Genomic DNA, 11,809 nt, shown 5'->3' on the forward strand with positions numbered 1-11,809 from the left:
CGGCCCGAGGCGGCGCACTGCCGAGTCTTCGCGGTGCCGTCCCCGGTGCCGGCCGGGCCGGCTCCGAACCGCCCGTGGTCTCCGTGGTCGTCGGGTTCACGCTGCGACGGTGAGGCTGAACCAGATCCATTTGCCGTGGCTGTCGGTGACGTAGCCCCAGGCGTCCGCGAGTGTGTCGATCAGGTACAGGCCACGGCCGTTCTCGGCGTCCATGTCGGCGGTTCGGGTGGCGACGGGGGTGTGAGTGCTGGTGTCGCGGACGGCGCAGACGAGTTCGCCGGAGGCGTCGTCGTGGTCGAGGATGACCCGTACCTGTTCGCTGTCGGTGTGCTCGACGGCGTTGGCGACCGCTTCGGAGACCAGCAGCTTCCCGTTGTCGGCGACGTCACCCTCGGGGACCAGCGCGGCCAGGGCGCGGCGTGTTTGGCCGACGGAGCGCTTGCAGGCGGGTAGGTGCAGGTCGGCGAAGCGTCGGACACGCATCAAAAAACACTCCAGGAATCGTCGGGCGAGGGAGCGGTCCGGCGGTCCTGTGACCGCACCGCTGCCGCCCGGTATGGGCCCCCGATGTGTGGTGCGTTCCCCCATCTGCTCTCCACGGTAGGAGCCGGGCCCCTCCCGGCGGATCGGTCGTTCGGCTGCGCCGGGGGCAGACGAAAGTACGACCCACCCGCCGCCGGCCGGCGGCCCCTGCTGCGGCACGGCCGTCCCGAGGCGGCCCCGCCAGGAAATCGCCCCCAAGAGGGACGGCCACTGCGCCACCCACGAGGATCATCCGGATGCACGGCGAACACGGTCGGCCGGACGACCTTGCCCGCACGGTCCGGAGTGCCGCCGACCGGGTCGTCAGGGAGGCTGTGATCAACGCGCTCGAGCACGCTCCGGGAGCCCCGGTTCGCACCGGGGTCGACCGCGGTGGCCAGACGGTGACGGTGTGGCCGATCGCCCTGCCGGGGCGGGAGGTGGGGCTCGCCGAGCGCAGCCGAGGGCGGCTTCCTGGACCGGGCGACGGTCCCGGTCCACTGCCCCGGTGGCGCAGGAAACCAAGGACGCCACGAAACGGAGGCGACGTGATCAAGGTGCTGCTCGTGGACGACGACCCCTACGTCCGTCATGGGCTGCGGACCATCCTGGAGAGCGACCCCGACATCGAGGTCGCCGCCGAGGCCGGCGACGGGCGCCAGGGCGTCGAGGCTGCCCGCGCCCACGCGTGTGATGTGGCCCTGGTCGACATCCGCATGCCGCACATGGACGGTCTGGCCGCCACCCGGGCCCTGCTGGCACTCCCCGCCCCGCCGGCCGTGGTGATCCTGACGACGTTCCGACTGGACGAGTACGTGGCGGAGGCCGTGCAGGCGGGCGCTGCGGGGTTCCTGCTCAAGGACACCCCGCCCACCGAACTGGTTCGTGCGGTGCACACCGTGGCGGGCGGCGATGCGATGCTCTCCCCCGAGGTGACCCGGCAGCTCCTGGACACGGTGCGCCGTGGACTGCACACCGTCAGCGCGGACGAGCGCACGAGGCTGGCTTCGCTGACACCACGCGAACAGGAGGTCCTGGTCCTCCTCGCCCAGGGCATGTCCAACGCCGACATCGCCAAGCACCTCTTCGCCAGCGAGAGCACCATCAAGATGCACGTCAGCCGCATCCTGGCCAAGCTGGCGGTCGAGAACCGGGTCCAGGCCGCGTTGTTCGCCCGCAACGCAAACCTGGGCCAGGACTGACACACACCCACGCAATCCGTCGGTTGCCACGAGCCCGCTCGCCGAGGCCCTGCGCACGACGGCGTGCCTTCGTCCGCCGCCGTGCGACCGGCGACCGACGTTCGTCGGGGTGCTGTGTGCCCCCTCGGCCGTCCCATGGTGATGGCACAGCTCCCTACGTTGGTACACGGCTGCTGCGCAAGGGACGGGCCGGACCGTCCATGAGCGGGGTGGCGCCGTGCTGCTGCCATCACCGTGGCACGGCGGCGTGGCGGATCACGCAACCCCGAACGCGCTGCGCTTCCGCACCGAATCCCCCAACAGTCAGAGTTCTCCCCTGCCAGGAAAGGCGTTCTTCAGCATGTCTTCCCCCACCGCCATCCGCGGCCGCATCCGCCGTCTCACCCTCGCCACCAGCATCGTCACCGCCGTCGGCGCCGGTCTCCTGGCCCCCACCGTCACCGCCCTCGCAGCCGAACCCGGAACGCCCACAGCAGGAGTGACAGCCCCGGCCGACACCCGCGGCATCGACGCGACGCACGCCCCCTCCCTCGCGTTCGAGCCGATCGACACGGACCGGGTCCCCATGGGGAACCAGAACGTCAGGGTCTGCATGGGCACCAAGAACATCGGGCCCTTCACCGACGGGACCAAGGCGGTACTCCTCCCCACCGGCAGTGGCGGCAGTGGGACGCTTCCTGCCGGAGACGGCGGTGGCGTCGGTGCGGGTGACGGGTGCACCGAAGCCGACGCCGGAGGCGAGCACCGACATGAACGGCGGCACGGCGGTGCGGGCTGAGCACACCGCGGGTGACTCGCCGAGTGATACGGGACTGCGTCACCGACGACCCGTAGCACCACCGCGCAACGCAGAAGAAGCGTCTGCACCAGGACTCACGCGAAATTCAGGACGGTCCCGGAGCAGGCGCCGAGTAAGGCCGCGCCCCGCTACACCCAGCCCCGGCGAGCGGCCTGCCATGCCAGTTGCATGCGTGTTGCTGCGTCGGCGAACGTCATCAGCTGCTGGATGTGGCGCTGGACCGTGCGTCGACTCAGGCCCATCTGGGAGGCGATCGCCTTGTCCGCGACACCTGCGACGAGCAGGGAGAGCAGCCGTCGGTCCGTTGCTGAGAGGGGGTCGGCGCCGACCACTCCGTCGGTACCGCTGACCGTTCCGGAATCGTCGACGTGCAGGGGGACGGCATCGTCCCAGTAGCGCTCGAAGAGCGCGACGAGCGCCGCCAGCAGGCTGCTGTCGCGCACCAGGGCCGTGGTGGGTTCCTCGGGGCTGCCGTACGGACCTCCCGGCACGAGGGGGCAGATGGCGATGGCGCGATCGGACACGGCGAGGCGCAGCGGCAGATGGGGTACGGCGCGGGCGACTTCACCTGCCCGTACTCCCTCGATAACGTTGTCCACGGCCCCGTCGTCGTCGAAGAACGCCTTCTCGTAGAGGACGCGATAGCGCACACCGCGCGCCAGGGCGTCGAACTCCTCGCTGTTGCTGCCCGAGGGCATGGCCACGTACTGCGCCTTGCAGAACCAGAGCATTTCGTCACGGGTGTCCGCCTGGATGCGGCGCAGGTGCTGGCGCAGTGCGTCCGCCCCGGTGATCACCTCGATGAGCTGGTCGGCGTCGCTGCGGCGCATGGTGTCCCGGTAGATCTCCAGCAGTCCGGTGGCCGTGGCGCGGGCATGGTCGAGGGCATCGGCCTGCTGTTTGAGCCTGGGCATGAGCGCCACGTCCGGCGGCGTTGCCCGGTAGATCCTCGGTACTCCGTCGGTGTGGCTGGCCAGCCCCTTGGCGGTCAGTGCCGTGAGTATCTGTTGGGCGTCCGCGATGCCGAGACCGGACCGTACCGCGAAGTCGTGCGCGGAAGCCCGGCCCATCGTCACCAGAATCCGGTAGGCGGACTCCTCGGCATCGCTGACTCCGGCGGCTTCCAGTGTCACGGTGTTCTCCTTGATACCACCCACCCAACGGTTGAATACCGTACTACACCCCTCGAGTGCGGCGGCAGGTGCGCAGACATGCTCAGCGTCCGCAACTCTGCCATGCGCTGGAGTACTGCCGTTACTCCCCTCGGTGCTGGTAGGCCCGCTACATGGCCTGCCGGACGCCGGGGCAAGCTGCTGCCAGAACCGGTCCACGTCATTCCCCGACATACGGACCCGCCTGCGCGTCGATACCGTCCAGCCGACACGTGGACGCGTCGTCGTCCTCGGCGAGGGTGGCGAGCTTGCGCACCGCGGGGGCCGCAGCAAGGCGGATCCGTCTCATCCGGTCGGCACCTTTCCAGGAATGCACGGCACATGTTCATGCGGTGCTGCACAGAATCCGGTGACGCCGGGCGCAGTGTCACCGATTACCGGTGGCGCAGGTGCGACATGTCGCAACCGCGACATCGCGAGCGGCCGGCATCCCCGGACCGCGAGCGGCCCCTCACCGACGCATCCGGTCGCCTCGACGACGGCGTGGGCGACGTCCTCCGGCCCAGCGGTGGACGCGTACACCGGGCGTCATGAGGCACCCAGTGTTGTGACCGCTATGGTTCGCCGGGTTGAGACGGAGGGTTGTGTTGTTCGTAGAGATCGTCTTCGTGGGGCTGCCGATCGACCGTGATGAGGTCGAAGAGGCATTGGAGGCGGCGTTCAGCCTCGACGGCGAGGTCATGGGCGCGGGCAGCGGCATGGGTCGCTGCCATCTTGACCTTGAAATCGCGGAGGGCTCGGACAGGACCGCGGTGCTGGACCGGCTTCGCACTGTGCTGTCCGCGCTCGGGGTCATGGGGTGTGCGACCTTCAACGTCAGCGATTGATCAGGCCGCCGCGGCATCCGCCGGGACGGGCGTCCGTTGCAGGCGGCGCAACCAGCCGCGAACAGCGAGCTCTGCGGACCCTTGATCCCGCTCCACAGTGGCTGCTTCTACCAGGGCTCCCCGGGGGACGGGGTGAGGCCCGCCTTCCAACGCCGTCTTTGTTCACGCGAGTTGACGAAGGAGGGCCCCGCCGGAAGGACGACGCCGATCGTCTGTCCGGCGATCAAGTGCCGGTTGATTCCCGAGCCCGGAGCGCGAGATCGATTCCCGTCACCCGCTCCACCAGCAATCCACGGCCCCGGGGCTCCCTTGTTGCCCGGACCACGCTAAGAGCCTTGCACCAGATCCGCGCCGGAAGGCTTCTCCTTGCCCTTCTGCCGGGCGGCCTGCACGAGCTCATCCGGCCCGATCGCACCTTCCTGGTGGGAGCCCGGCAGAGCCCTGCCCTCAAGGGCGGGGATCATGAAGCATGCCGCGGCAGCCAGGACTCCGGCCAGCATGAAGCCCCACGCATAGCCCGCCGAGCCGATGAGCCCGCCCAACAGCGGCGGCGTCAGCGATGCGGCGAGATTCTGACCGGTGTTCTGGACGCCCATGGCGCGTCCCGACCAGGAGCGCCCTGCGAGCTCGGCGGTGGCGGTGAAGGCCAGACCGTTGGTGCTTGCAGTGATACCGCAAGCGACGATCATGGCGAGATCCGTCAGCGGCGAGGGCCAGAGGGCGCCCAGCGCAGTCGCGCCCATGACGACGGCAATGCACACGGACAGCTGCCGCATCGGCCGCACCCGGCTGCCGACCCGGTCGGACCAACGGCCCGCCACGACACGCGAAACAGCCCCCAGCACCTGTGACACCACCAGGAGTTGACCTGCATGCACGGCGCTCCAGCCCCGGACATCGATCAGAAACACCATCGCGAAGGCGTTCGCCGCGAACTGTGGAACGCACAGCAGCGCGCTGGAGGCATGGATGCGCCACAGGCTGGAGTGACGGTAGGGGTTGGCGGCCGGCTCCGGCACTGCGGACTGCGCGGTGCGAGGCGGATCCGAGGTCAGCGAGCCGACGAGCACGGCGACGACACCGCACAACGCCGCGCAGAACAAGACGGTCCCCTTCACGCCGCTGCGCGCGGCGAGCGTGGGGACGATCAGAGCCGCAATCCCCATGCCCAGCGGGGTCGACGTCTGCCGGATTCCCATGGCGAGCCCGCGCTCCCGGGCGGAGAACCATCCGACGACGAGCCGGCCACTGGCCGCGGAGACCGATGCGCTCGCCGCCCCGGCCAGCGCCAGGAGCACGCCCAGGGGAACCAGACCATGCACCGCGCCCCCCAGGAAGAGGAGGACGGTCGTCATGGCCAGACCGGAGGTGATGACGCCCCGCTCGCCGAAACGGTCGGCCAGGGCTCCCCAGGCGACGAGAGTCAACACGAGGCCGACGGTCGGGCAGGCGATCAGCAATCCGACTTGACCGAGTGTCAGCCCGTTGTCCCGTCTCAACACCTCCGAGGTGTACGGAAGTCCGTAGAGGAAGGTACAGGCGACCGTCTGCGCTGCGGTCCCAAGAGCCAGCATCATCCAACGGCGCACAGCAGTCCTCCCCTGGTGTGTGTGGGCTACAACTATGACAGTGAATCCACAATGCAAGACACTCCGTCTCGCATACTGGGCCAACTTGGGGGACCTCACGGAAGGGTGACTGGCGCCGCGTGTCGCAAAGGCTCTTGGAGCACCGTCCCGAAGCGTCAATGAATTGAGACGACTCGAATAGCCATTCGATAAAATGCTGAGTAGGAACGCGCATCATCGAACGTGGGGAGACCGTCGACAAGGAGTGGCAATGAGGCTGTCGTTCCTGGAGCCCCTTTACGCGGAGCCCGGCCCGTTCGCCTCCGTGTATCTGGACACCTCGCGTGACGTCGAGCATCCGGAACGGGCGATCGCGCTGCGCTGGCAGCGGCTACGGGACCGCCTGACCCGTCAGGGCGCGGACCGGGCCCTGCTCAAGGTGGTGGAGGAGGTGGTCGGCGCCGATACGGAGGTACCTGGGATGCACGGGCAGGCCATCTTCGCCGCGCACGGGGCGCTCGTACTGGACGGGGAGCTGCCCAGACCGCCCGCGCACGACTCCGCGCGCTACGGCACGCTGCCGGACGCGATGCCCCTGGTCACCCAGCACATCCCGGAGATCCCCTACCTCGCCGTGACCGTGCACTACGGCGGGCTGCCGACCGCCGAGACCCACGGCTGGGTGACGCTGGACGCGGAGACCGGCACCTGGCCGGCATCCAATGTCACCCCGGGTGAGCGGCTGCACCTCAGGGTCGCGGTGGCGACCTGGCACCACACCGCGGTCCGGCTGGGCCATCAGCTGGACGAATGGGCGCGGCGCGCCCACGCCGACGCCGTCGTCATGGGCGGGGACAAATGGGCGTCCAACGTACTGATCCGCCGCCTCCCCCACGCCTTGCGGGACAGGGTCGTACGCGTAGGGGGTCCCACGGCTACGGACACCGGACGCGCCCTCCTGGAGCCGCAGCTGAACACCGTCTTCCACGGCCACATGGCCGCGCACGACCGGGCGCTCGTGAACATCTTCATCGGCCGGCACGCACTGCACGGGGCCGCGACGGAGGGGCTGTCCGCCACCGTCGCCGCCCTCCAGCGCGGCCAGGTCGCGGCGTTGCTGCTCAACCACCCGCCGGAGAGCTCCCTGCGGCTCTGGGCGGGCCCTCAGCCCACCCTGCTCACCCTGACCGAGGAGGAGCTGATCTCCTTCGGCGTGCGGGCACCCCGCGAGGAGCGCGCCGACGAGGCCCTGGTGCGGACCCTCGTGGGCACCAGTGCCGAACTCGTCGTCGTGCCGGAGAGCGAGCTGAGGCTGGACGAGGGCGTGGGCGCACTGCTGCGGTACGCCGACCCGGGGACGCCGTCCTGACGCGATGAACGCGTAGGCGGCTCCGGGCCGCGGCGGGTGCAACGTGCCGGCACCGGGCAGGCACGGCAGGACCGCAGCGCGAGGAAAGCGGGGCAGGTCATGAGCGTGATCGGAGGAGTCGCTCGATGTGGCTGGAACACACCGCGACTGCGGTCCGACGGGCTGCCGTAGGCGTCCGATGGCCCATCAGTCATCCCCCGAGGACCTGGCCCGCGCGGCGCGGGCCGTGGGTGTGACGGACGACCGGTTGCTGGAGGCTGTCCGGGTCACCCCGCGGGCGGCCTTCGTCCCCGCCGGACATCTCGCGTCCGCGTACCTGGACGTACCGATTCCGCTCCCCCACGATCAGGTGACCACCCAGCCCTCGTTGGTCGCCATGATGGTCTCCGCGCTCGGCCTCACCGGAGGCGAACGCGTCCTGGAAGTCGGGACCGGCTACGGCTGGCAGACCGCACTGCTGGCGCGCCTGGCCGCTTGCGTCGTCAGCGTCGAGCGCTGGCCGGACATGGTCGAGGAGGCCCGCCGACGGCTCGCCGGGCAGGGCCTCGGCAACGCCGAGATCGTCCTCGGCGACGGGACGCTCGGCATGCCGGCCCGTGCTCCGTACGACGCCGTCGTCGTCTGCGCGGCCTTCCCCGAGGTACCAGGGCCGCTCGTCGCACAACTGCGGACCGGTGGCCGGCTCGTCCAGCCCATCGGGCCGGGCGGCCGGGAACGGGTCGAGCTGTACGAGCGTCGGGCCGACGGCCTCGTACTGCGCGGGACGGTCGTGTCTGCCCGCTTCGTCCGGCTGTACGGCGCCCACGGATACGGTCAGCGCTGGTAGGTGCCCACCAGCGAGCCGCTGGCCAGCTGCCTGCCCTTCAATGCACGATGCACCGCGTCGGAGCCCGGACGGCCGTGGAGAGGGAGCGGCTCGGACACGGCATACAGGCGAAAGAAGTAGCGGTGTTCCCCGTGCCCCGGGGGCGGCATGGGCCCGCCCCAGCCCACTCGTCCGAAGTCATTGGGCCACACGTGGCCGCCGGGGGGCGACTCGCCGTCGTCCACACCGGAGCTCCCCGGGTCGATACCGGTGACGAGCCAGTGGAGGAACGTACCTCCCGGCGCATCGGGGTCTTCGCAGACCAGTACCAACTCCGCTGCACCCTCCGGTGCCGCCGACCACGTCAAGGGGGGCGAGACGTCGTCCCCCTCCCCGCTGTAGTGGCGTGGGATCATCTGATGGTCGCCGAACGCCGTGCTGCTGAGCTCAATTGCGGTCATGGGCGCCGCTCTACCCGGTGACGGCATGAACATCACCGAGCGAGCGCTGCAAGCACCCGATCGGACGAGTCGGGGCGGCACTGCCCCTCTCCGCTGAAACCCTGGTGGAGGACTGCCGACGCCTGAAACGGAGTACGACATGCCTACAAGGATCCTGCTGGAGGGGCGCCCCGGGGTTGGCAAGACGACCGCAATCCGCCGACTGGCTGCGCTTCTGCGCAACCGTGACATCGTCGGCTTCACCACGGAGGAGATCCGGCAGGACGGCGCCCGGGTCGGCTTCGCTCTGGAAACGGCGGCGGGAAACCGTGCCGTGCTCGCCCATGTCGACTTCCCCGGGCCGCCGAAGGTGGGGCGGTACGGCGTCGACCTGGGCGTCATGGACCGGTTGGCGCTGCCGGCCCTGATGGCCGCTTCTGCGGATCCAGTGCCCGGGCAGCTTGTGCTCATCGACGAGCTCGGGCGGATGGAGTTGGCCTCTGCCGCGTTCAGGGAGGCTGTCCTGTCCGTCTTCGAGGCCGGCATCGATGTGGTCGCGACCGTTCATGCGCACAGCGACCCGTTCACCGACCCCCTGAAACAGCGCGCCGACATCGAACTCATCACCGTGACCCGGGCGAACCGGCACGCTCTCCCCGAGAGACTGGCGGCGCGGCTGGAATACCGGTGACGGGTTCGGCAATTCAGTGGGGCCACCATCAGCACGCATCCAGCACGGCACGAGGCGCTGACAGCCGAAAAACCACAGCCGCGAAGCCTCCCGTGGGGAGGTCGGGAGGGGCGGCGGACCCCGCCCAGTACGCAGCTCCTGGCGGGACCCGAAACGGGGCCTCGGCCTGGGGGCTTCGGGGATCCCGCGCGATCAACGATGCACCCGAACCAGCCACACGCATAGGGGCGTGACTGAAAAATGTCGATCAGCCCCCATGTCCGCGCCGTTCTCAGTACAGCTCCGCCTGCTGCATCTCCTCGGTGACCTGGTCTCGGAGATCGGGGCAGTGGGTGGTGACGCCGAGCATCAGCAGCTGCTCCGCCTCTGGCCTCTCGGTGCCCCACCCAGGTCCGATCGGGTACGCCGACGCGTTGTCTCCGAGCAGGTTGTCGACGCTGTGCCCGTCCTTCAGCTCCTGGCACCACTCCGGCGGCAGCGCGAGCAGTTCCTGATCGGTGGGGCCGCTCTCAGCCCAGCTCTCGAACTGGCGGGCGTGGACTTTCGCAAGGAACTTGTCCCCCGCGTCCCGTCCGCTCGGCGACTGCGAGGGTTTCGCGTCGCTGCCGGTGGTGTCGGCCGTGTCACTGCAGCCGACCGCCGCCAGCGCGAGCGCTCCCACGAGTAGCAAGGTCCCAAAGCGCATGGATCCCCCAAGGTGTGCGGACGATGGAGCGCATCATCCGCCACCCACGTTGATCCCATATCCGACGTGATTGAACGGTGACAGTTCGCCATGAACTACTTGATCAGGAAACATCGTTCAGCCTGAGTCCTTCGGCCGGAGGCGGCTGGTCGCAGTCGTGTGCTCGGCGATGTGGGTCGCACGCTTCCGCGTGTGCAGAGGCCGAGCTCAGAAGATCCTCAAGACTTTCGCCTTGGATGCTGCGAGCGCGGGGCGGCATGCCATCCCTGATCTTCGCGGGGAATCCCGGCCTTCAGGCCGGGCGGGAATGCGATCCCTGGCCCGGAGGCGCGGAGCGCCGGAGTTCTCTGCGTTGTCAATGGCGCCAGCTATGTTGACCGGACTGACCCAAAAGGGGGTGGGCTGGATGATTCGTGCGTACAAGTTCCTGATGCGGCCCACCACGGGCCAGCAGATCGCGCTTGGCGAGATGCTGCGGGATCACTGCTCGCTCTACAACGGGGCGTTACAGGAACGACGGGATGCCTACCGGCATGCATCGAGGACCACCGTCCGGTACGGGATGCAGTCCGGGCAGTTGAAGGACATCAGGGCGTTCGATCCTGAGCGTCAGGGGCGCTGGTCGTTCTCCTCGCAGCAGGCGACGCTGCGCCGGCTGGACAAAGCGTTCGCCGCGTTCTTCCGCCGGATCAAGTCCGGTCAGACGCCCGGCTATCCGCGCTTTCGTTCGGTGAGCTGGTTCGACACGGTGGAGTTCCCGAAGGACGGGGACGGCTGCCGGTGGGACTCCACCCCGCACGACCCCGTCACCCGCGTGCGGCTGCAAGGGGTCGGGCATGTCAAGGTCAACCAGCACCGTGCGGTGGTCGGCAGGGTCAAGACCGTCTCCGTCAAGCGTGAGGGCCGCAAGTGGTTCGTCGTGCTGACCGCCGAACAGGAGCAGCCCGAACCGCTCCCGACGACCGGCAGCGTGGTCGGTATCGACCTGGGCATAGCCAACTTCCTTGCCGACTCGGGCGGCGAGTTCGTCTCCAACCCGCGCCACGGCCACCGCGCTGCTGCGAAACTCGAAGCCGCACAGCAGGCCCTGTCCAGGTTCCCGCGCCGCAAGGCCAAGGACCGCACCAGGAACCACCAGCGCGCAGTGGACCAGGTCGCCCGGTTGCACGGCAAGGTCCGCCGCCAGCGGCTCGACCACGCGCACAAGACCGCGCTCGACCTGGTCCGGGCGCACGATGTCATCGCGCACGAAGACCTCGAGATCCGCAACATGAGCAGGGCCCCCGCACCGAGGCCCGACCCCGAGCAGGCGGGCGCATTCCTGCCCAACGGGGCACCGGCGAAGGCTGGACTCAACCGCAGCATTGCCGACGCCGGATGAGGGGTGTTCCTGACGATCCTGTACGCCAAGGCTGAAAGCGCCGGACGGGAAGTGATCGCCGTGGACCCCCGCAACACCTCCCGGACCTGCCCCGAATGCGGGCACGTCTCCAAGGAGAACCGGCCCACACAGGAGACCTTCCTCTGCCAGTCGTGCGGACACACGGCGCACGCCGACACAGTGGGAGCACTCAATGTTCTACGGGCCGGGCTGGCCCGTCGCAACGCCCACACGGCATAGCGAGAAGCCCCGTCCCTTCAGGGCGGGGAGGAGTCACGGTCATCCCACGCGAGAACCCGAGCGCGTATCTGCAGGCGATTGCAACCACTCGACGAGGGAGACGCACGT

The 11,809-nt window shown here is 69.3% G+C and carries 12 protein-coding genes and 1 pseudogene; 7 read left to right on the plus strand and 6 right to left on the minus strand.

All coding sequences use genetic code 11. From position 1 onward, the window contains the following. Positions 1-96 precede the first annotated feature (96 nt). Positions 97-483, minus strand: a complete 387-nt coding sequence (locus OHA88_RS12360) for an ATP-binding protein (protein WP_328625537.1) — start codon at positions 481-483, stop codon at positions 97-99. 587 nt (positions 484-1,070) lie between these two features. Between OHA88_RS12360 and OHA88_RS12365 the strand changes: the two genes are divergently transcribed. Both OHA88_RS12365 and OHA88_RS12370 read left to right on the plus strand, forming a co-directional pair. Further along, the gene (locus OHA88_RS12365) at positions 1,071-1,724 is read left to right on the plus strand and encodes a response regulator transcription factor (RefSeq protein ID WP_328629666.1); all 654 of its coding nucleotides are present in this window, start codon (positions 1,071-1,073) and stop codon (positions 1,722-1,724) included. 340 nt (positions 1,725-2,064) lie between these two features. Then, complete coding sequence (locus OHA88_RS12370; protein WP_328625538.1) at positions 2,065-2,502, plus strand: hypothetical protein; 438 nt, start codon at positions 2,065-2,067, stop codon at positions 2,500-2,502. 149 nt (positions 2,503-2,651) lie between these two features. On the opposite strand, the gene OHA88_RS12375 is transcribed toward OHA88_RS12370, so the two are convergent. Further along, on the minus strand, positions 2,652-3,656 hold the full coding sequence (locus tag OHA88_RS12375) for a helix-turn-helix domain-containing protein (protein ID WP_328625539.1): 1,005 nt from the start codon (positions 3,654-3,656) through the stop codon (positions 2,652-2,654). Between the two features lie 199 nt (positions 3,657-3,855). Continuing rightward, positions 3,856-3,984, minus strand: coding sequence for a hypothetical protein (locus OHA88_RS12380; RefSeq protein WP_267000175.1), 129 nt, complete (start codon positions 3,982-3,984; stop codon positions 3,856-3,858). Between the two features lie 295 nt (positions 3,985-4,279). Between OHA88_RS12380 and OHA88_RS12385 the strand changes: the two genes are divergently transcribed. Continuing rightward, complete coding sequence (locus OHA88_RS12385) at positions 4,280-4,522, plus strand: hypothetical protein (protein ID WP_328625540.1); 243 nt, start codon at positions 4,280-4,282, stop codon at positions 4,520-4,522. A gap of 326 nt (positions 4,523-4,848) precedes the next feature. Here OHA88_RS12385 and OHA88_RS12390 read toward each other — a convergent pair whose 3' ends face one another. Next, positions 4,849-6,111 carry an MFS transporter gene (locus tag OHA88_RS12390; RefSeq protein ID WP_328625541.1) on the minus strand — a complete coding sequence of 421 codons (1,263 nt, stop codon included), beginning with the start codon at positions 6,109-6,111 and terminating at the stop codon, positions 4,849-4,851. A gap of 250 nt (positions 6,112-6,361) precedes the next feature. On the opposite strand from OHA88_RS12390, the gene OHA88_RS12395 reads away from it, so the two are divergent. Both OHA88_RS12395 and OHA88_RS12400 read left to right on the plus strand, forming a co-directional pair. Next, complete coding sequence (locus OHA88_RS12395; RefSeq protein WP_328625542.1) at positions 6,362-7,459, plus strand: baeRF2 domain-containing protein; 1,098 nt, start codon at positions 6,362-6,364, stop codon at positions 7,457-7,459. A gap of 178 nt (positions 7,460-7,637) precedes the next feature. After that, positions 7,638-8,285 (plus strand): protein-L-isoaspartate O-methyltransferase family protein, encoded by a 648-nt coding sequence (locus OHA88_RS12400; protein ID WP_328625543.1) that lies wholly within the window; start codon positions 7,638-7,640, stop codon positions 8,283-8,285. Here the strand turns inward: OHA88_RS12400 and OHA88_RS12405 are convergent. Then, positions 8,273-8,725 (minus strand): YbhB/YbcL family Raf kinase inhibitor-like protein, encoded by a 453-nt coding sequence (locus tag OHA88_RS12405; protein WP_267000183.1) that lies wholly within the window; start codon positions 8,723-8,725, stop codon positions 8,273-8,275. The two genes, OHA88_RS12400 and OHA88_RS12405, sit on opposite strands and share 13 nt — an antisense overlap. A gap of 139 nt (positions 8,726-8,864) precedes the next feature. Here OHA88_RS12405 and OHA88_RS12410 point away from each other — a divergent pair, with 139 nt between their 5' ends. Continuing rightward, positions 8,865-9,395: a nucleoside-triphosphatase gene (locus OHA88_RS12410; protein WP_328625544.1), complete on the plus strand. Its 531-nt coding sequence runs from the start codon at positions 8,865-8,867 to the stop codon at positions 9,393-9,395. Positions 9,396-9,666: 271 nt separating this feature from the next. Here OHA88_RS12410 and OHA88_RS12415 read toward each other — a convergent pair whose 3' ends face one another. Further along, positions 9,667-10,056, minus strand: a complete 390-nt coding sequence (locus OHA88_RS12415; RefSeq protein ID WP_328625545.1) for a hypothetical protein — start codon at positions 10,054-10,056, stop codon at positions 9,667-9,669. A 430-nt stretch (positions 10,057-10,486) separates the two neighbouring features. Here OHA88_RS12415 and OHA88_RS12420 point away from each other — a divergent pair. Continuing rightward, positions 10,487-11,701 (plus strand): annotated as a pseudogene (locus OHA88_RS12420) (RNA-guided endonuclease InsQ/TnpB family protein). Positions 11,702-11,809 lie beyond the last annotated feature (108 nt).

The sequence above is a fragment of the Streptomyces sp. NBC_00353 genome (genome assembly GCF_036108815.1).
GTDB lineage: Bacteria > Actinomycetota > Actinomycetes > Streptomycetales > Streptomycetaceae > Streptomyces.

What these genes read in the sequence shown, in the direction of transcription:
- OHA88_RS12360 (WP_328625537.1), bottom strand. Translation starts at nt 483, where the DNA reads ATGCGTGTCCGACGCTTCGCCGACCTGCACCTACCCGCCTGCAAGCGC.
- OHA88_RS12370 (WP_328625538.1), top strand. Translation starts at nt 2,065, where the DNA reads ATGTCTTCCCCCACCGCCATCCGCGGCCGCATCCGCCGTCTCACCCTC.
- OHA88_RS12380 (WP_267000175.1), bottom strand. Translation starts at nt 3,984, where the DNA reads ATGAGACGGATCCGCCTTGCTGCGGCCCCCGCGGTGCGCAAGCTCGCC.
- OHA88_RS12395 (WP_328625542.1), top strand. Translation starts at nt 6,362, where the DNA reads ATGAGGCTGTCGTTCCTGGAGCCCCTTTACGCGGAGCCCGGCCCGTTC.
- OHA88_RS12400 (WP_328625543.1), top strand. Translation starts at nt 7,638, where the DNA reads ATGGCCCATCAGTCATCCCCCGAGGACCTGGCCCGCGCGGCGCGGGCC.
- OHA88_RS12405 (WP_267000183.1), bottom strand. Translation starts at nt 8,725, where the DNA reads ATGACCGCAATTGAGCTCAGCAGCACGGCGTTCGGCGACCATCAGATG.
- OHA88_RS12410 (WP_328625544.1), top strand. Translation starts at nt 8,865, where the DNA reads ATGCCTACAAGGATCCTGCTGGAGGGGCGCCCCGGGGTTGGCAAGACG.